This window comes from Citrobacter sp. Cb080 (assembly GCF_030334745.1).
GTDB classification, from domain to species: domain Bacteria; phylum Pseudomonadota; class Gammaproteobacteria; order Enterobacterales; family Enterobacteriaceae; genus Citrobacter; species Citrobacter braakii.
The window spans coordinates 152394-172257 of the sequence record NZ_JAOWDG010000069.1 but is presented as its reverse complement, the minus strand read 5'-3'; the positions used below and the strand labels follow the sequence as shown (position 1 = coordinate 172257).

The window sequence follows — 19864 nt, the reverse complement described above, 5'->3', positions numbered from 1 at the left end:
CGTGGCGGTCTCTGAAAATCTCTATTTCTGGAAGCGTCGTAATATAGGGGGCGGTTCTACCGGGCGAGGCGGTAAAATTATCGTCTGGGTCGTTACGCTACTGATTTTATTAGCTGGCGGCGGCGGGTCGGGCTATTACTATTTTATCTGGAAACCGGAGCAGGAACGATTGGCCAGAGTCAAGGCTGAACAGGCTGCCCGCCAGCAAAAAATCACAGCTATCGAAGATTTTTATCGCAACTCGCTCACGGGCGGTAGCATTTCTGATGCCAGCCTGCTGCTGGAGCAGCTCTTGCTGGCGAATAAAAAACTGTCGCAGGTGGGCTTTGCGCCAAAAGATATTGAATGTACCAGTACGGGCTGTTCACTCAGCTATGCGCTGAATCCAGGGCGGATATTTAGCGTGGCCGATATTAATCTCTGGGGAAAAACCTGGTCACCCAGTTTTTCAAATAACACCCTGGACTATACGGGCGTAGAGTCCGGGATGAATAAACACCCATGGCTCAGCGCGTGGCAGAGTAAAAACACGGTCAATCTGCCGGTCTGTACCGATGTATTAAGTTATATCAGCACCTGGAACTCATTAGGCGGACGAAATACCGAACTGGTATTAACGGGGATGCCCTCCTCTGACGTCGAGCAAAATGAAAGCGCGCTGAAAAGTGCGGTAACGTCATTCGGCATGCTGTTCGCCGGTTGGACGATCACCTCACCGACCAAAATGGATTTCTCAGGCGTGTCGCTGGTGTTGAATAAGCAACCCTTTGCCGACGCGTTTATTATCAAATCAATCGTATTCAATGAAAACTCAACGCTCGTTACCGGAGGACTGGCATGCAAAAAGGGAAATTAATTATTGCGGGAATAGTGTTGACGCTTTCACCTGCTCTTTACGCCGCAGATACGGCAGAAATCATCCCCGCGCAGCAGGTTGTGCAAGCGGAAGGCACGCCGCCGTTAAGGGACGTATCGCCGATGCAGGATCACGTTGTTGAGATGATAGAAAAAGATTTCAACTTCGAGAGCCAGTACCGCGAGCTGGCGAATCAGCTTGCGCTGGAAAAAGTCCGTAGCGAGCTGCGCAAGCTGCGCGGTGAGAAAAAGACGGATAGCGTAGCGGTTATGCCGGTGAGCACCGCCAGCACAATGGATGATATTAGCGCTTCCCCAGGAGCAACTTCAGAATCTGCGCCAGGGCTGCGGCCGCTGCTGATTTCCGAAATCGCGGGTCAAAAACGCGTGGCGATTGCCGGCGCCGACGGCGGCGTGAAGATGGTGCCGCTGAATCAGCGTTTTAGTTACGGCGGTTATGACTATATTGCGCGTCATAACAAGGCAAATGACGTGACGGTCGAGGTTGTGGGTAAGTGATCGATTATATCCAGTTTAACGAGGAGAACATTCATTCTCAGGAGTGGCAATTCCAGGAGTATGACGGCGATATTCTGGTTGCTGAACATGCGGATGAAGCCTGGTTACTGGTATCCACGCCTTTGATTGATAATCTGGCGCCAATGCAGGCGGTGTGCCACCGCCTGCAGGTTTCCCATAATATTCAGGTTAAGGGAATAGCGCAGGTTACTGAGAAAAATTATTACCTGATCGTTGAACAGCTGCTGTCGGCAGGAAGTAAGCTGCTTGAGCAGGAAAGCAGTAACACACAGCTTGCGCTGGAAGAGATGCTGAAAAAGGCCGTGGCGTTGAAGGCCAGCGACCTGCATATCACGCGTAATGATATGGTGGCGAATATTGAGCTGCGCATTAACGGCGTGCTTTGTCCGTTTATACAGATGAAGGCGTCACGCTGCGATGAGCTGGTGTTCGTGCTCTATAACGTTGAGGCAAGCACCCGCGACACCACCTGGAACCGCAATATTGCGCAAAACGCCAATATCCTCTATTCGCTGGCGGGGAAAAGCTACCGCTTCCGCTATGCGCACTATCCGATATTTGGCGAGACCAGCGATTGCTATCACGCGGTATTGCGTATTATTCCATCGGGTCTGGACAGAGCCAGCGTCGCGAGCCTGGATAAGCTTGGCGTTTCCGATGAAGAAATTAGCGACCTCAAAAGGATCCTGAGCAACCCCTACGGGGCTTATATTATTGCCGGAACAACCGGTTCGGGAAAATCCACTACCCTGAAGAATTTGATGGAATGGATGCAGATCAACCGCTACGACAATCGCGGCTGTTTTCTGACCGTAGAAGATCCGGTCGAATATCAGATCTATGGCGCGACGCAAAGTTCGGTATTAAGCGGCGAATCCGGAGGATTCCATTCGGCGATCAAATCCTCGCTACGTCGCGACCCGGACGTACTGATGGTAGGGGAAATTCGCGACAATATCTCTTCTAACGCGCTGGCCGGGGCGGTGGAAAGTGGTCACTACTGCTTTACCACCGTGCACGCAGGCAACATCGTTTCGTTATTACAACGCTTATCCGCGCTCGGTATTACCAGCGATAAGCTTTCAACGCCGGGCTTTATTGCGGGCTTACAGTGCCAGAAGCTAATACCAGTTCTGTGCCCGCAATGTAAAACGTCGTTACGGACCACCGCCATTAAGGGACGTGAGTTCCAGCTTTATGAAAAAAACGCTGAAGGCTGTCCGGCCTGCAAACATACCGGTATTGGCGGACGCCAGTTGGTGATGGAGTATTTGCTGCCGGTGTATGACGAGCTGGAGGCCATTGCCGAACAGAAGTGGCTTAAAGTTTATACCATCTGGCGCGCGAAGCGATTAAAACAGACCGACCTGAGTGAAGGATTCGAAATTAAAGAAAAAACGATGGCGGCGGTACTTCAGGGACGCGTGTGCGCGACCTGGTTTCAAATGGAGTTTGGGCAAATCGTTCAGGAAGAGCTGGAGGTAATAGTTGAAAAAATTCGGTAAGAAACAGCGTATTTATCTTTATCAGTTTTGCGCGGACATGATTAACGCTGAACTTCCGTTGTATGACGCGTTGCAAAAATTACGCGCGGAAGGGGAAAAACTGCTCGGCAAAGGATTTGCTAAACGTCTGGAAGAGCTGACCGCGAAAATGGCGAAAACCACCTCCATTGCAATGGTTTTCGAGGGGCTGGTCCCTGAATCTGAACTGAGCGTGATTAACGCGGCGGAGCGCAGCGGCAGCCTGGCCGACGGTTTTATCACCCTGGTAAACGTGATTAATTATAACGATGAACTGCGCAAGAAAATCGTCGGCGCCATCACCTTCCCGCTCATTATGCTGGTCCTGTCGCTGGTGGTAATTGCGGGTTATGCCTATAAGGTGTTCCCGGCTTTTGAAGGCGTTGTACCGGTTGAAAAATGGCCTGGCGTCACCAGCGCGCTCTATATTTTTGGGATGGCGCTGTGTAATGGGCTGTGGATATATATCCTCATTGGTTTTATTGCGCTGGTTACCGTGATAAAAACGGCGATGGGTAAAATGACCGGGAATATTCGTAATCAGTTTCTTGACCGAATTATGCCGTTCTCAACGTATAAGCAGTTGACCGCCTCTATTTTTCTCAACAACCTTGCGCTGATGTTAAAAAACGGCATTCCGCTCAACGATGCGCTCAGCATTATTAACCTGAACTCCAGCCGCTGGCTGCGCTGGCACCTGGCCGGGATGCAGAAGAAAATGGCGGCAGGCGTCAGCTATGGAGAAGCGCTCAATTCGGGTTTACTGAACACGGAAACGCTGCTCAATATCAGCCTTTACGCCGCGCTACCTTCGTTTAATGAGGTGCTGCTGGCGGTATCGAATAAATCACGTGAACACATTCGGGAATATATCACTAAACTTTCCGGGTTATTAAAAGCGCTCTCCACGCTGATATTAGGCGGTTGCGTAATATGGGTTTTTGCCGCGTTGTTTTCGCTCAGCGACAAGTTGGCGGCGATGGGCGCCAGCGGTTCTTTTTAGGAAAATTAAATCATGGAACTGTTAATGCCATGGATGGTGGCTATTTTTATCCCACTTGGATTGCTGTTTGGCAGCTTAGCCAACGTGATTATTTATCGTCTGCCGCTGATGCTTGGCGTAATAGATGAGGATGATTCAGAAGGGGCGGCTGTTAATTTGTGGTGGCCGCCGTCGCACTGCCCTGCCTGTAAATCAGATATTAAGCCCTGGGATAATATTCCGGTTCTCAGTTGGCTGTTACTGAAGGGCAAATGCCGCCAGTGCGGCATTGCGATCCCGGTTATTTATCCGATTTCTGAACTGGCGATGGGGCTGGTATGGGGGGCGCTGGCCTGGTTTTACCTGCCGCAATGGTCTCCTCAGCTCGCGCTGGCATATGCGCTGTTGTTTATGGTGCTCTACAGCGCGGCGGTTATCGATTTTAAACATCTGATTCTGCCAGACGCGCTGGTCTTCACCGTGCTCTGGGGCGGGCTACTGCTTGCCGCATCGGGCTACTCCATGGTGCGAGTGAAGGACGCGGTTTATGGCGTCGCCATCGCCTGGTTATTGCTGTGGGGCGTGATGAAGCTGTGGGAGACGTTGTGCAAACGCGACGGTCTGGGCTACGGCGACGTCAAGCTCTACGCCGCCTGCGGGGCATGGCTTGGCTGGCAGCGCCTGCCGGAATTACTCTGCTTTTCGGCGCTGGCCGGGCTGCTGTTTTACGCCGGTGTGCGGTTCTTTTATACGCAAGAGGATGACAAACATCGCTTTTATATTCCGTTCGGTCCGGCTATCGCGCTGGTCGCGTTTTTACTGCTGCTCTGACGGGGGTCGATCGTGTCGTGTCTGATATGGAGCATATGGCTGACAATGGCGCCGCTGGCGACGACCAGCTGCGAGCAGGCCTGGCAGCAAGCTTTCGTTCCGTCATTACAGGCGGCGCAAGTGTGGTCAGAAGAGAACCTGCAGATATCGTCCAGCGCTGCGGAGGTGATTGATGATAACGCGCCGGTACGCTTTATCTGGCCCGTGGCAAAGCGCCAGATCAGCTCAGGATTTGGACAACGCCTGCACCCTGTGCTGGGGCGCATGATGCAGCATAAAGGGATGGATATTCCTGTGCCATTCGGCAGCAGCGTGCATGCAATTGCCGACGGCGAAGTGGTGGAGAGCGGCTACGGTCGCGGCACCGGATACTTTATCACTCTCCGTCATGCGGACGGCTGGCAGAGCCGCTATTTTCATCTCGCCTCTACGCGGGTGCGAAAAGGCGAAAAGCTGACGGCGGGCGAAGAGATCGCCGCATCCGGCAGCAGCGGTTTTAGCACCGGCCCGCACCTGCATCTGGAAATTGCCTGGCGGGGCGTGGCGCTCGACCCGCAGCCCTTGCTGAACAACACCCCGCTGCTGGCGCGCGCCGGGCGGGCGTCCACGGAAGAAAAATCCGACGCTCAGCCTCGGGTCGTGCTGGTTTCTCAGGGACCGGGCGGAACCCGGATTACCGTCCGGTTTAACAACAAAACGCGCACCGTGGCACCAGGTAGTATGGTGTTTGGCAACTATCAGGTCGTGCTGTTGCGCAGTGGTAAATATCAGATTATTTCCGCTGTATAACAAGGAGCTACACAATGGAAAAAAAGAAAAGGATCGCTTTATCGGCGGGGTTGCTGGCGGCTGCGCTGCTTTTTAACCCTGGTGTGTTGGCAAGTGACGACACTCAGGAGCCAGAGAACAGCAAAGGGCATTTTGGCTTTCTGCCTCCGCAGCCACCGCTGAAACTGCCGGGATCACATTATTTTCTCGTTAAGGTTTCGAGTGATTTTAACAGTCTGGGTATGCCATCGCTTGGTCGCTATCAGACCACAGGCGTGAATGTTTACTGGAAAACCAAGGGCGTCGATCAGGAGCGGGGGCGTCCGCGATTTTCTTTTATTGGACCGAATCTGCCAAATTGTCCATTTTCGTTCGGTGCGCCGTGTAGCGTTACTTTGGCTAATGCTGAAGGCGATGATGAGAGCACAGCCCGTAATAGAAAACTGTTTCAACTAGGATCATCGGAGCATCTGGAAGGGTTAGTCTGGGTTTATTCTAACACCGGTGCGGCTACTGGATCCACTTGGCTTGGTTCACCCAAAGCTAACGATGACATATATTGCTACGACCCAAAGTATTATAGAACTGATTATAGCAGGAGAACGCGATTTTTTCGGGGGTTTTATTTGGGATATAAAGATTGCGGAAATAACATAGAGGACAAAGCAGACATGCCTGAGCCTGATAATGATGTCCAGCTTTCTGCTATGTTCAATACGCAAGATCCAGAACTCTGCGAAGATGCGGGTTCCTTGTACTGTGGTGGTTATCAACGTCCTGGTGCTGCGGGAGGTAAACCCAGCGGCTATATCTATATCCCCAGTAATAATCTGGAGTATATGGTTATTGAGGTAATGGGGTTTGAAGCTCAACGGGGTAATCCGGGTTCTCTTTATACTTTCCCCATTATAGCGATAAAATATACCAGCGTGAGTCCAGAAAACTATGAGATGGAATTTCTCTCAACGAATGACTCCTCAACGAATGACTCGGGTGATTCGAATCCGCCCCCTATTCTGAAATCGTTTTATGAGAAAGGTTTTACCTCTTTCAGAAACATGAACCCAGTGGCGTCCGACCTCCACTTGAATGAACCGGAACGTAACGACAGCGACGGATACGGTCGCATTTTGGATTTCAGAAATATTGACTATCTGGAGGTGGACATTAAATCTGTCGCCCATATGGAGATACATGATGGTGGCACCCGCGCCCCCATGGCAAGGGATAATTACATGGGTTCGGGTATCGGTGGAGTAGGGGTTAAACTTCGCAAATATGACTGGAAATGTTCATCAGGCCCTAAGGAACTCCCTGAATATGTAGTCGTCCCTGCTGGGGAAACCAGTGAAAGTTATCTGAAGAAGATATGTGCCTACAAGACGCGCTATTAATAGCTGACCGGCGGCGTCTGCGCCGTATGAGTTAATTTGTTACCCGCGAGGTTCACACGGATGTAAACCTCGCTTTTATCTTTAAACAGGCTTTTCCTGCTCTGACTGATGGCGTTAGTAGGCGTTCACCACGACCCACATCGGTCCCTGCCCCACTGCATAACGCCCCTTCTCTGCCAGCAGCCCCTGCTCGCCAGCAATCTCATACACCGCGATATGGTGCGATTTTTGCCCGGCAGCAATCAGGTATTTACCGCTGTGATCGATATTAAACCCGCGCGGCTGAGTTTCAGTAGGCTGGAAACCCTCTTTGGTCAGCACGCTGCCATCTTCAGACACGCTAAAGATCGTAATCAGGCTGGCGGTGCGGTCACAGGCGTACAGATGACGACCATCCGGTGTAATGTGAATATCCGCTGCCCAACGGGTATCAGTGAAATCAGCCGGCATCATATCCAGCGTCTGCACACACTCAATCTTGCCGTACGGATCTTTCAGCGCCCAGACGTCAACGGAGCTGTTCAGCTCATTCACACAGTAGGCAAATTGCTTATTCGGATGGAACGTCATATGACGCGGGCCAGCACCTTCAACGGTGGTCACTTCAGCCGGTTCCTGCGCCACCAGATGTCCATCATCGCTTACCTCAAACAGACAGATACGATCCTGTTTCAACGCCGGAACCCACAGGATACGGTTATCCGGTGAGATGTTGGCCGAGTGGCAGCCGTCCAGACCTTCAACCACGTCAACCTGTTCCACCGGCAGGCCATCTTCCAGACGCGTGACGCTCACGCTCCCGGCGTTATAAGAGCCGACAAACACGAAACGTCCCTGATGATCGGTAGAAATATGCGTCGGGCTACCCGGCAGCGCAGACTCCGCCGCGAAGGTCAGCGCACCGTCATCAGGTGCAATGCGGTAAGCCAACACGCGAAACTCCGGGCGCACGCCAACATAGAGGTAGCGCTTATCCGGGCTGACGACCATCGGCTGTACCTGACCCGGCACATCAACCACCTGCGTCAGCGTCAAAGAACCATCATGATTCAGGCTCCAGACGTGGATTTGCTGACTTTCAGGGCTGGCGGTATAAACGGTTTGCTTCATGAATACTCCTTTGCTTTTTGGCAGGTGGCTGCAATTGCCTGACACACGCCTAAGGTAGACGCTTTTAACGGTGAATGCTTAATTAAGGCGCAGAATTTTGTCCGGCTCCCGTCTCGGTGTACCATTCCAGCAGATAAAATTCTCAACCTTAATCTGGAAATAACTATGACCGCACGCGTGATTGCCCTGGATTTAGACGGTACCCTGTTGACCCCGAAAAAAACCTTGCTGCCATCCTCTGTTGAAGCGCTCGCGCGCGCCAGAGAAGCAGGATACCAACTTATCATTGTCACAGGTCGCCATCACGTTGCTATTCATCCTTTTTATCAGGCACTGGCGCTGGATACACCTGCAATTTGCTGCAACGGCACCTACTTGTATGATTATCAGGCAAAAACGGTACTGGAATCCGATCCCCTTCCGGTAAACCAGGCATTACAGCTGATCGAAATGCTGGATGAACATCAGATCCACGGGCTGATGTATGTGGATGAGGCCATGCTGTATGAGCGCCCAACCGGGCATGTGGTGCGTACCGCTAACTGGGCGCAAACCCTGCCGCCGGAACAGCGCCCGACCTTCACCCAGGTGCCTTCGCTGGCGCAGGCCGCACATGACGTTAACGCCGTCTGGAAATTTGCCCTCACCGACGAAGATATTCCGAAACTGCAGCAGTTTGGTAAGCATGTTGAACAACAGTTGGGGCTGGAGTGTGAATGGTCCTGGCACGATCAGGTCGACATTGCCCGTAAAGGCAACAGCAAAGGACGACGCCTTACCCAGTGGATTGAAGCACAGGGCGGGTCAATGGAAAACGTCATTGCCTTTGGTGACAACTTTAACGATATCAGCATGCTGGAAGCCGCAGGTACCGGCGTGGCGATGGGTAATGCGGACGACGCGGTCAAAGCCCGCGCCAACATCGTAATTGGTGACAACACCACCGACAGCATCGCGAAATTTATCTACTCCCACCTGCTGTAATCACGCGGTAATCGATACGCTCTTAATTTGCGCGTACAGCCACAGGCCAGGTTTGATACCCAGTTCATCCCTGGCCCACGGGCTGATCCTCGCCCACAGCGTTTTACCGCCCACTTCAAGCTGAACCTCCACCTGACCATTATCGTCATAGCACTGCGCGACTTTCGCCCGCAGCACGTTACGAATACTGGTCTGCTGCGGCGGTTGAAGCACCAGCGAAACATCAGATGCCTGAATACGAATACGCAGCACAGTTTGCAGCGGTTGATCCAGCTTATTGACCCATAGATGCTGATCGCCAAGCGCCAGTGCAGTCATTGCGTAATGTGGATGATGTTCCAGCACGCTGACTTTCAGAATGCTGCTTTGCTGTTCCTTTGGTAGCCACGGGTGCATCACGCTGCTGCCCCAGACATCTTCCAGCGATCCGAACGCTTTGACCTGCCCGTTTTCCAGCACCATCACTTTGTCAGCCAGGTGCAAGATTTCATCGAGCGAGTGGCTGACGTACAGCATCGGAATATTAATTTCACGCGCCAGGCGTTGCAGGTAAGGCAACAGTTCGCGCTTACGCGGGATATCCAGCGAGGCTAGCGGCTCATCAAGCAACAACAGTTCCGGCGCGGTAAGCAGCGCCCGACCGATGGCTACGCGCTGTTTTTCACCGCCAGAAAGACCGCCAGGCAGACGGTCAAGCAGCGATTCAATGCCCAACAGGGCCACCAGCTTATCAAACTGTCCGGCCATACTTTTCGCCATACCGTAACGCAGGTTGCCGCGCACTTTATAATGCGGAAACAGGCGCGCATCCTGGAAAACATAGCCCACCCGGCGTTTTTCGGGCGTTAAACAGATACCGTTCTCGACGTCGTTCAAAACCCGACCGTTAAGCACGATGCGCCCGGACTGCGGCTGCGTCAGGCCGCTGATGGCGTTAATCAGCGAGGTTTTACCCGCACCGGAAACGCCAAAAATAGCGGTGATCCCACTGGCTGGCAGCGTTTCGTTAAGCGTCAGGCAATGCGTCCCCAGCGTCTGGGAGAAATTAAGTTCCAGCATGATTACCGCCCCGTCCGTTCACGGCTAATACGCGCCAGCCATTCAGAAATCAGCAGTGAAATCAGCGCTAACACAATAGAAATGATACATAACCTTGCCGCCGCGCTTTCGCCGCCGGGGGTCTGGATCAGGGTATACATCGCCGACGGGATAGTGCGGGTTTCGCCAGGAATATTGGAGACAAAGGTAATCGTTGCGCCAAATTCCCCGAGGGAACGCGCGAACGCCAGCACCGTACCGACAATAATGCCGGGTAGCATCAGCGGTAAAGTAATCGTGACAAATACGCGCCAGCGTCCAGCGCCCAGCGTGCGGGCCGCCTGCTCCAGCTTGACATCGACACCTTCCAGCGCCAGACGAATAGCCCGTACCATTAGCGGGAAAGACATCACCGCCGCAGCCAATACCGCACCGCGCCAGCTAAAGGCAAAGGTAATGCCAAACCAGTCATACAGCCATTCGCCAATGAATCCGCGGCGTCCCATGGCGACCAACAGCAGATAGCCCACCACGACCGGCGGCAGTACCAGCGGCAAATGCAGAACGCTGTCGAGCAGCGCTTTGCCCGGGAACTTGCATCGCACAAGCAGCCAGGCAAAGAAGATCCCAAACGGCAGACTAAACAACACAGCCAGGGAAGAAACTTTCAGGCTCAGTATAACGGCCTGCCATTCAGGATCGGTCAGTATCATTACTTGGTCGTAAATCCATAACGTTTAAAGATTTCAGCAGCCTGCGGTCCTTTCAGGTAATTATAGAACGCGCTGACCGTTGCGTTTTTGTGCCCATCAACAATTGCGATAGGGTATTCCACTTTTTTGTGTGAATCTTCCGGGAAAGTCGCAACAACTTTTACGCCCTTGCTGGCGACAGCATCGGAACCATAGACGATCCCCAGCGGCGCTTCGTTACGCTCTACCAGCGCCAGCGCACCGCGCACATCTTCGGCAGGTGCCAGTTTCGGGGCCAGGGTATCCCATGCCCCCAATTTTTGCAGCGCTTCTTTAGCATAAATGCCCGCCGGAACATGTTCCGGATCGCCAACGGCCAGACGCCCACCATTTAACAAACGGGTCCAGTTGGTTTTGCTGTCGATGGTGAAGTCTTTCTGCGCACTGTCTTTCGGTGCGACAACCACCAGGCTGTTACCCAACAGCGTTTCACGCGTTGCGGTATCAATCGACTTTTTGTCTACCGCGTAATCCATCCATTTCTGATCGGCAGAGATAAACAGATCGGCCGGAGCGCCTGCTTCAATCTGGCGCGCCAGCGTGGAAGAAGACGCAAAAGAAGAGACAACGTCAACGTTCTTCTCTTTTTTGTATTGCGTCGCAATATCCTGCATCGCGTTAGTCAGTGAAGCCGCTGCGAAAACAGTAATTTTTCCTTCATCCGCCAGCGCATGCCCGGCAACAGTAAGAGAAAGTGTTGCCCCGGCAAACAAGCGTAACCATGTACGTGCCATCTGTAACTCCTTTGCGTTTCGTTATGTAGTCGCAAATATAACGAGTAAACCAGGATTTTCCCAGTGGTTATTGATACCAATTTGAGGTTACACGAAGAAAATATCGGCAGGGAAAGCAGGATCTTGAGAAACGGTAGACAGAGAAAACGGGTTGGAAGGCATAAAAAATATAAACGCCCGACTGAGCGGGCGTTTGGGGAATCAATGATTCTGTCTGGACTGGTCTTTTTGACCGATACCGGAGAAAATGTTGAACACTTCACCCAGTCCGTAAATCAGACCCAGAATGATGGCCATTACCACAGGTACCATGATTACGGCGAATACCAGACTTTTCAATAACTCTAACATGGTCAACTCCAGATGTAGTCCTTAGCTGTATTCTAACCACATAACGCAGAAAAGCACTCCCCTTTTGTGCGGTCGGCTTTGCTCAGGCACGGTTTTCCGTCACAATACCCTTTTTTGCCAGGAGCTTGTGATGCAGGCCGAAATCCTTCTTACGCTGAAACTTCAGCAAAAACTGTTTGCCGATCCCCGTCGCATTTCTCTGCTTAAGCATATTGCGCTTTCCGGTTCTATCAGTCAGGGCGCGAAGGATGCAGGTATTAGCTACAAAAGCGCCTGGGATGCGATTAACGAAATGAACCAACTCAGCGAGCAGACGCTGGTTGAGCGCGCCACCGGCGGCAAAGGCGGCGGCGGCGCGGTATTAACGCGCTACGGCCAACGCTTAATCCAGTTGTATGATTTGCTGGCGCAGATCCAACAAAAAGCCTTTGATGTTTTGAGCGATGACGATGCGCTACCGCTCAATAGCCTGCTGGCGGCTATCTCTCGATTTTCACTGCAAACCAGCGCCCGTAACCAATGGTTTGGCACAATCACCGCCCGCGACCACGATCAGGTCCAGCAGCATGTCGACGTCCTGCTGGCCGATGGCGAAACGCGCCTGAAAGTGGCGATCACTGCGCAAAGCGGCGAGCGTCTGGGTCTTGAGGAAGGCAAAGAAGTACTGATTCTGCTGAAAGCGCCATGGGTGGGAATCACTCAGGACGACGCCATCGCTCAGGCCGCCGATAACCAGTTGCAGGGCACGATTAGCCATATTGAACGCGGTGCGGAACAGTGTGAAGTGCTGATGACGTTACCAGACGGCCAGACGCTGTGCGCCACCGTTCCGGCCCAAGACGCCGCAACGCTGCAAGAAGGCGCTAACGTCACCGCCTGGTTTAATGCTGACAGAGTGATTATCGCCACGCTGTGCTGAGTAGATTGACATCAGCCTGAAGAACACGTATCCCTGTTATTAATCGCTGCAAATAATGGGATACAAAATGTCATCGTTGCAAATTTCGCAAGGCACGTTTCGTCTTAGCGACACAAAAACGCTCCAGTTAGATGCGTTGACGTTAAACGCGGGTGATAGCTGGGCGTTTGTTGGCGCTAACGGGAGCGGGAAATCCGCGCTGGCCCGCGCACTGGCGGGAGAACTGCCGCTTCTGAAAGGCGAGCGCCACTGTCAGTTCACGCGTATTACCCGACTCTCCTTTGAGCAGCTACAAAAGCTAGTCAGCGACGAGTGGCAGCGAAACAACACCGATCTTCTTAGTCCCGGTGAAGACGACACCGGGCGCACCACCGCCGAAATCATCCAGGATGAGGTCAACGATCCCGCCCGCTGCGCTGCGTTGGCGCGGCAGTTTGGCATTTCTTCCCTGCTCAACAGGCGTTTCAAATACCTTTCCACCGGTGAAACACGTAAAACCCTGCTCTGTCAGGCGTTAATGTCCGCGCCGGATTTACTGATCCTTGATGAGCCCTTTGACGGGCTGGACGTGGCGTCACGCCGTCAGTTAGCAGAACTGCTCGCTGAGTTGCATCAGGCCGGCTTTACGCTGGTGCTGGTACTTAACCGCTTTGATGAAATTCCCGAGTTCGTGCAGTTTGCTGGCGTACTTGCCGATTGCACACTGACAGAAACCGGCGCAAAAACCGACCTTCTGCAACAGGCATTAATCGCTCAGCTTGCCCATAGCGAGCAGCTGGAAGGAATTCAGTTACCTGAGCCGGACGAGCCTTCGGTGCGCCGTACGTTGTCAGATAACGAGCCGCGAATTGTGCTTAACGATGGCACGGTCTCGTATAACGATCGCCCTATCCTTCACCATTTGAGCTGGCAGGTAAATCCGGGGGAACACTGGCAAATCGTCGGCCCCAACGGAGCGGGAAAATCAACTCTGCTCAGTTTAATCACCGGCGATCACCCCCAAGGTTACAGCAACGACCTGACCCTGTTTGGCCGTCGCCGTGGCAGCGGTGAAACTATCTGGGATATCAAAAAACACATCGGCTACGTCAGCAGCAGTCTGCATCTGGATTACCGGGTGAGTACCACAGTTCGCAACGTTATTCTCTCTGGTTATTTTGATTCAATCGGCATCTATCAGGCCGTTTCCGACAGGCAGCACAAGTTGGTGCAACAGTGGCTGGATATCCTTGGCTTCGATAAACGTACCGCGGATGCGCCATTTCATAGTCTTTCCTGGGGACAGCAGCGGCTGGCACTGATTGTTCGCGCGCTGGTTAAACACCCGACGTTGTTGATCCTTGACGAGCCTTTGCAAGGGTTAGATCCGCTCAATCGCCAACTGATTCGCCGTTTTGTGGATGTGCTAATCGGTGAAGGTGAAACTCAACTGCTGTTCGTCTCTCACCACGCCGAAGATGCCCCAGCCTGCATTACCCATCGACTGGAGTTTGTGCCCGAGAACGACATCTACGCCTATCGACTAACGTCTCTGCGTTAGTTTTCATTGCAGGGCGTTTATCACGCCCTTTTTTTCTGCTTTTTTTCAGACAAACGCTGAAATAACAACCTAACATAATGATTTAAAATAAAATAACCATTAAAAATGCGTGAAACTTATGGAGTGTAAACGATTCCACTAATTTATTCCATGTCACACTTTTCGTATCTTTGTTATGCTATGGTTATTGCATACCATAGGCTTAACGGAGCGAATTATGAGAGTATTGGTTACAGGTGGTAGCGGTTACATTGGAAGCCACACTTGCGTGCAGTTGTTGAAAAACGGTCACGAGGTGGTGATCCTGGACAATCTCTGCAACAGCAAACGCAGCGTTTTGCCCGTCATTGAGCGTTTAGGTGGCAAGCAGCCGACCTTCGTGGAAGGGGATATCCGTAACGAAGCGCTGATAACCGAGATTCTGCACGATCATGCCATTGACACGGTCATCCATTTTGCGGGTTTAAAAGCCGTTGGAGAATCGGTTGCCAAGCCGTTGGAGTACTATGACAACAACGTCAATGGCACCCTGCGTCTGGTGAATGCAATGCGCGCAGCCAACGTGAAAAACTTCATTTTTAGTTCCTCCGCGACCGTCTATGGCGATCAGCCACAAATTCCTTACGTTGAAAGCTTCCCTACCGGCACGCCGCAAAGTCCGTACGGCAAAAGCAAGCTGATGGTAGAACAAATCCTGACCGACCTGCAAAAAGCACACCCCGACTGGAGTATCGCCTTACTGCGCTACTTTAACCCGGTTGGTGCTCATCCGTCGGGCGATATGGGGGAAGATCCGCAAGGTATTCCCAACAACCTGATGCCTTACATCGCACAAGTTGCCGTGGGCCGCCGCGAGTCCCTTGCCATATTTGGCAACGACTACCCAACTGAAGATGGCACCGGCGTTCGCGACTACATCCACGTGATGGATCTCGCCGACGGCCACGTCGTCGCGATGGAAAAACTGGCGGGCAAACAGGGTGTGCATATTTACAACCTCGGAGCAGGCATCGGCAGCAGCGTACTGGACGTGGTCAACGCCTTCAGCAAAGCCTGCGGTAAACCCATTAATTACCATTTCGCCCCGCGCCGTGATGGCGATCTTCCGGCTTACTGGGCAGATGCCAGCAAAGCCGATCGCGAGCTTAACTGGCGCGTGACCCGCACACTGGATGAAATGGCACAAGACACCTGGCACTGGCAGTCACGCCACCCGCAAGGATATTCGGATTAAGGACCAATCATGACGCAATTCAATCCTGTCGATCATCCACATCGCCGTTTTAACCCGCTCACCGGGCAGTGGATCCTCGTATCACCGCATCGCGCCAAACGTCCGTGGCAAGGGGCGCAGGAAACCCCGTCTAAGCAGGTACTGCCTGCACATGACCCGGACTGTTTCCTGTGTGCTGGCAATACGCGCGTTACCGGTGATGTAAATCCGGATTACACCGGAACCTATGTTTTTACCAATGATTTTGCGGCGCTGATGTCCGATACCCCGGACGCGCCAGACAGTCACGATCCGTTGATGCGTTGCCAGAGCGCGCGCGGTACCAGCCGCGTAATTTGCTTCTCGCCCGATCACAGCAAAACGCTGCCAGAACTCAGCGTCCCTGCGCTGACAGAAATCGTAAAAACGTGGCAGGAGCAGACCGAAGACTTAGGGAAAACCTATCCCTGGGTGCAGGTATTTGAGAATAAAGGCGCGGCGATGGGGTGCTCGAACCCGCACCCGCACGGTCAAATTTGGGCCAACAGCTTTTTGCCCAACGAAGCTGAACGTGAAAATCGCCTACAGAAAGCATACTTCGCCGAACAGGGCGCGCCGATGCTCGTTGATTACGTCCAGCGTGAACTGGCAGACGGCAGCCGTACGGTCGTTGAAACTGAGCACTGGCTGGCGGTTGTCCCTTACTGGGCCGCGTGGCCGTTCGAAACGCTGCTGCTGCCGAAAGCGCATGTGCTGCGTATTACCGATTTGACCAACGAGCAGCGTGCTGACCTGGCGCTGGCGTTGAAAAAACTGACCAGTCGTTACGACAACCTGTTCCAGTGCTCATTCCCCTACTCCATGGGCTGGCACGGCGCGCCGTTTAACGGTGAAGAAAACGAACACTGGCAGTTGCACGCGCACTTTTACCCGCCGCCGCTGCGTTCCGCGACCGTGCGTAAATTTATGGTCGGTTATGAAATGCTGGCAGAAACCCAGCGAGATCTGACTGCAGAACAAGCGGCTGAGCGACTGCGTGCGGTCAGCGACATCCATTTTCGCGAATCCGGAGTGTAAATAATGAGTCTGAAAGAAAAAACACAATCTCTGTTTACAGAAACGTTTGGCTACCCTGCCACCCATACTATTCAGGCACCGGGTCGTGTAAACCTGATCGGCGAACATACCGATTATAACGACGGCTTCGTTCTGCCCTGCGCCATCGACTATCAAACCGTCATCAGCTGCGCGGCACGCGACGATCGAAAAGTACGCGTCATCGCCGCTGATTACGACAATCAGGTTGATGAGTTCTCTCTCGATGCGCCGATTATCGCCCACGACAGCCAGCAGTGGTCAAACTACGTGCGTGGCGTGGTAAAGCATCTGCAAAAGCGCAATAACGCCTTTGGCGGCGCGGATCTGGTGATCAGCGGTAACGTCCCGCAGGGTGCGGGCTTAAGCTCTTCTGCCTCACTGGAAGTCGCTGTTGGTACGGTATTCCAGCAACTCTATCATCTGCCGCTCGACGGCGCGCAGATTGCCCTGAATGGCCAGGAAGCTGAAAACCAGTTTGTCGGTTGTAACTGCGGCATCATGGATCAGCTGATCTCCGCACTTGGCAAGAAAGATCATGCGCTGCTGATCGACTGCCGTACGCTGGGCACCAAAGCCATTTCTATGCCCGAGGGTGTAGCGGTGGTGATCATCAACAGCAACTTTAAACGCACGCTGGTCGGCAGCGAATACAACACCCGTCGCGAACAGTGTGAAACTGGCGCGCGTTTCTTCCAGCAGCCAGCGCTGCGTGATGTCAGCCTCGAAGCGTTTAACGCTGTCGCCCACGAGCTGGATCCGATTGTTGCCAAACGCGTGCGCCACGTCATCACGGAAAATGCGCGTACCGTTGAAGCCGCACAGGCACTGGAAAAAGGCGACCTGCTGCGCATGGGCCAGCTGATGGCGGAATCTCACGCCTCAATGCGCGATGACTTTGAAATCACGGTGCCGCAAATTGATACGCTGGTAGAGATTGTCAAAGCGACCATCGGTGATAAAGGCGGTGTGCGGATGACCGGCGGCGGCTTCGGCGGCTGCATCGTGGCGCTGATCCCGCAAGATTTGGTTCCTGCCGTTCAGCAGGCTGTCGCCGCACAGTACGAGGCAAAAACCGGTATTAAAGAAACATTCTACGTCTGCAAACCTTCACAAGGAGCCGGACAATGTTAAACGAAATCCCCGTGCAGGCTCCGGACGGTCAACCGTTTCGCCTGCTCACCCTGCGCAATGACGCAGGGATGGTAGTCACGCTCATGGACTGGGGGGCTACCCTGCTCTCTGCGCGTATACCGCTTAGCGATGGTAGCGTGCGCGAAGCATTACTCGGCTGCGCCAGCCCGGAACAATACCCGGAACAGGCTGCATTTCTGGGGGCTTCGATTGGCCGCTACGCGAACCGTATCGCCAACAGCCGCTATACCTTTGCTGGCGAAACCGTTGAATTACTGCCGAGTCAGGGCAATAACCAACTACACGGCGGGCCGGACGGTTTCGACAAACGTCGCTGGCAGATAGTCAATCAGAATGACCGTCAGGTGCTGTTCGCCTTAACGTCTGACGATGGCGATCAGGGCTTCCCAGGCCATCTTTGCGCCACCGCGCAGTATCGCCTGACTGATGATAATCGTATTTCGATAACTTATCGTGCCACGGTCGATAAACCCTGCCCGGTGAATCTGACAAATCACGTCTATTTTAACCTCGACGGCGATAAAACGGATGTGCGCCAGCATAAGCTGCAAATTCTGGCGGACGAGTACTTACCGGTTGACGAAATGGGTATCCCGCATGATGGACTGAAATCCGTCGCCGGTAGCACGTTCGATTTCCGCACCCCTAAAATCATCAGTAGTGAATTTCTGGCCGATGACGATCAGCGCAAGGTGAAAGGTTACGATCACGCCTTCCTGCTTCAGGCACAGGGCAATGCGCGTACGCCGGTCGCTCAGTTGTGGTCACAGGATGAAAAACTGCAGATGGTGGTCTACACCTCGGCCCCGGCATTGCAGTTTTACTCCGGTAACTTCCTCGGTGGTACACCTTCCCGCGGGCCAGAGGCCTACGAAGACTGGCAAGGCCTGGCGCTGGAAAGTGAATTTCTGCCGGACAGCCCGAACCACCCAGAGTGGCCACAGGCGGATTGTTTCCTGCGTCCGGGTGAAGAGTATGCCAGCGTGACGGAATATCAGTTTATTCCAGCTTGATCGTTTCCCCTCCCAGGCCCGATGACGTATCTTTTCGGGCCTGGTGCTTGTTAATCACAGTAGAACCGCTCAAATCCCCACCACTCAAAGACAAAATCGCAACCTTGAGTTCACAAGAACCTTACACTGTAGCGCTATTTTCGCTATGGTTATGCGTAAGCATTGCCGCTTACACATTACGGCAATATAATGAGAATTATTATCATTCGATGTGATTTATAGGAGTGAATGTATGGCTGTAACTAAGCTGGTTCTGGTACGTCACGGTGAAAGTCAGTGGAACAACGAAAACCGTTTTACCGGTTGGTATGATGTTGATCTGTCCGAGAAAGGCGTGGGCGAAGCAAAAGCGGCAGGAAAACTGCTGAAAGAGGAAGGCTACAGCTTTGATTTTGCTTATACCTCCGTGCTGAAACGTGCCATCCACACCCTGTGGAACGTACTGGACGAACTGGATCAGGCCTGGCTGCCGGTTGAGAAATCCTGGAAACTGAACGAACGCCATTACGGTGCGCTGCAGGGTTTGAACAAAGCAGAAACCGCGGAAAAATACGGTGATGAGCAGGTTAAGCAGTGGCGTCGCGGCTTTGCGGTTACCCCGCCGGAACTGACCAAAGACGACGAGCGTTACCCGGGTCACGATCCGCGTTATGCGAAGCTGACCGACAAAGAGTTACCGGTTACCGAAAGCCTGGCGCTGACCATCGATCGCGTTATCCCTTACTGGAATGAAACCATTCTGCCGCGCATGAAAAGCGGTGAGCGCGTAATTATCGCCGCTCACGGTAACTCTCTGCGTGCGCTGGTTAAATACCTTGATAACATGGGCGAAGATGAGATCCTTGAACTGAACATCCCGACCGGCGTACCGCTGGTGTATGAGTTCGACGAAAACTTCAAGCCGATCAAACACTACTATCTGGGTAACGCTGACGAGATCGCAGCAAAAGCGGCGGCCGTTGCGAACCAGGGTAAAGCGAAGTAATTTTCGCGGTAAGTTAAAGACAAAGCGTGGATTCCTCCACGCTTTTTTATTTCGGCACGACCAGAAAATGTAGGCCGGATAA

20 protein-coding genes are annotated in these 19864 nt (G+C 53.0%); 15 read left to right on the top strand and 5 right to left on the bottom strand.

Annotation, left to right across the window (positions count from 1 at the left end; translation table 11 throughout):
• The first annotated feature begins 1 nt into the window (after position 1).
• Genes OGV38_RS13500 through OGV38_RS13470 form a run of 7 tightly spaced genes read left to right on the top strand, consistent with a single transcriptional unit; the run spans position 2 to position 6893 of the window.
• The gene (locus tag OGV38_RS13500; RefSeq protein WP_019076322.1) at positions 2-856 is read left to right on the top strand and encodes a hypothetical protein; all 855 of its coding nucleotides are present in this window, start codon (positions 2-4) and stop codon (positions 854-856) included.
• Positions 838-1374, top strand: a complete 537-nt coding sequence (locus tag OGV38_RS13495) for a hypothetical protein (RefSeq protein WP_019076321.1) — start codon at positions 838-840, stop codon at positions 1372-1374. The genes OGV38_RS13500 and OGV38_RS13495 overlap by 19 nt, the downstream gene beginning before the upstream one ends.
• A complete protein-coding gene (locus tag OGV38_RS13490) occupies positions 1371-2900 on the top strand; it encodes an ATPase, T2SS/T4P/T4SS family (protein WP_502874073.1) in 1530 nt (509 codons plus the stop codon). Before OGV38_RS13495 ends, OGV38_RS13490 begins: the two co-directional genes overlap by 4 nt.
• A complete protein-coding gene (locus tag OGV38_RS13485) occupies positions 2884-3921 on the top strand; it encodes a type II secretion system F family protein (RefSeq protein WP_137381033.1) in 1038 nt (345 codons plus the stop codon). Before OGV38_RS13490 ends, OGV38_RS13485 begins: the two co-directional genes overlap by 17 nt.
• A 12-nt stretch (positions 3922-3933) precedes the next feature.
• Entirely contained in the window at positions 3934-4731 is a 798-nt protein-coding gene (locus tag OGV38_RS13480; RefSeq protein ID WP_149381141.1) for a prepilin peptidase, read from the top strand.
• Positions 4732-4743: 12 nt separating this feature from the next.
• Positions 4744-5520, top strand: coding sequence for a M23 family metallopeptidase (locus tag OGV38_RS13475; RefSeq protein WP_237703325.1), 777 nt, complete (start codon positions 4744-4746; stop codon positions 5518-5520).
• A 14-nt stretch (positions 5521-5534) separates the two neighbouring features.
• Positions 5535-6893 carry a hypothetical protein gene (locus OGV38_RS13470; protein WP_019076316.1) on the top strand — a complete coding sequence of 453 codons (1359 nt, stop codon included), beginning with the start codon at positions 5535-5537 and terminating at the stop codon, positions 6891-6893.
• A gap of 114 nt (positions 6894-7007) precedes the next feature.
• Here the strand turns inward: OGV38_RS13470 and pgl are convergent, their stop codons facing one another.
• On the bottom strand, positions 7008-8003 hold the full coding sequence (gene pgl, locus OGV38_RS13465) for a 6-phosphogluconolactonase (protein ID WP_049042052.1): 996 nt from the start codon (positions 8001-8003) through the stop codon (positions 7008-7010).
• A 165-nt stretch (positions 8004-8168) separates the two neighbouring features.
• Here pgl and OGV38_RS13460 point away from each other — a divergent pair, with 165 nt between their 5' ends.
• A complete protein-coding gene (locus tag OGV38_RS13460) occupies positions 8169-8987 on the top strand; it encodes a pyridoxal phosphatase (protein ID WP_019076314.1) in 819 nt (272 codons plus the stop codon).
• On the opposite strand, the gene modC is transcribed toward OGV38_RS13460, so the two are convergent.
• From modC to OGV38_RS13440, 4 genes are all read right to left on the bottom strand, one after another.
• On the bottom strand, positions 8988-10046 hold the full coding sequence (gene modC, locus OGV38_RS13455; RefSeq protein WP_019076313.1) for a molybdenum ABC transporter ATP-binding protein ModC: 1059 nt from the start codon (positions 10044-10046) through the stop codon (positions 8988-8990).
• A gap of 2 nt (positions 10047-10048) precedes the next feature.
• Positions 10049-10738 (bottom strand): molybdate ABC transporter permease subunit, encoded by a 690-nt coding sequence (modB, locus tag OGV38_RS13450; protein ID WP_016152327.1) that lies wholly within the window; start codon positions 10736-10738, stop codon positions 10049-10051.
• Positions 10738-11511, bottom strand: a complete 774-nt coding sequence (gene modA / locus OGV38_RS13445; protein ID WP_149381143.1) for a molybdate ABC transporter substrate-binding protein — start codon at positions 11509-11511, stop codon at positions 10738-10740. Before modA ends, modB begins: the two co-directional genes overlap by 1 nt.
• Positions 11512-11712: 201 nt before the next feature.
• Positions 11713-11862 carry an AcrZ family multidrug efflux pump-associated protein gene (locus OGV38_RS13440; RefSeq protein ID WP_003023026.1) on the bottom strand — a complete coding sequence of 50 codons (150 nt, stop codon included), beginning with the start codon at positions 11860-11862 and terminating at the stop codon, positions 11713-11715.
• 130 nt (positions 11863-11992) lie between these two features.
• Here OGV38_RS13440 and modE point away from each other — a divergent pair, with 130 nt between their 5' ends.
• The 7 genes from modE (at position 11993) to gpmA (ending at position 19782) form a co-directional block, all read left to right on the top strand.
• The gene (gene modE, locus OGV38_RS13435; RefSeq protein WP_016152325.1) at positions 11993-12781 is read left to right on the top strand and encodes a molybdenum-dependent transcriptional regulator; all 789 of its coding nucleotides are present in this window, start codon (positions 11993-11995) and stop codon (positions 12779-12781) included.
• Positions 12782-12848: 67 nt separating this feature from the next.
• Entirely contained in the window at positions 12849-14321 is a 1473-nt protein-coding gene (gene modF, locus OGV38_RS13430) for a molybdate ABC transporter ATP-binding protein ModF (RefSeq protein WP_269517628.1), read from the top strand.
• A gap of 217 nt (positions 14322-14538) precedes the next feature.
• On the top strand, positions 14539-15555 hold the full coding sequence (gene galE / locus OGV38_RS13425; protein ID WP_016152323.1) for a UDP-glucose 4-epimerase GalE: 1017 nt from the start codon (positions 14539-14541) through the stop codon (positions 15553-15555).
• A gap of 9 nt (positions 15556-15564) precedes the next feature.
• Positions 15565-16611, top strand: coding sequence for a galactose-1-phosphate uridylyltransferase (gene galT / locus OGV38_RS13420; RefSeq protein WP_286473503.1), 1047 nt, complete (start codon positions 15565-15567; stop codon positions 16609-16611).
• A 3-nt stretch (positions 16612-16614) separates the two neighbouring features.
• Positions 16615-17763 (top strand): galactokinase, encoded by a 1149-nt coding sequence (gene galK, locus OGV38_RS13415; protein ID WP_286473500.1) that lies wholly within the window; start codon positions 16615-16617, stop codon positions 17761-17763.
• Positions 17757-18797 (top strand): galactose-1-epimerase, encoded by a 1041-nt coding sequence (gene galM / locus OGV38_RS13410; RefSeq protein WP_019076309.1) that lies wholly within the window; start codon positions 17757-17759, stop codon positions 18795-18797. Before galK ends, galM begins: the two co-directional genes overlap by 7 nt.
• A 232-nt stretch (positions 18798-19029) precedes the next feature.
• Positions 19030-19782 (top strand): 2,3-diphosphoglycerate-dependent phosphoglycerate mutase, encoded by a 753-nt coding sequence (gpmA, locus tag OGV38_RS13405; RefSeq protein WP_003022999.1) that lies wholly within the window; start codon positions 19030-19032, stop codon positions 19780-19782.
• Positions 19783-19864 lie beyond the last annotated feature (82 nt).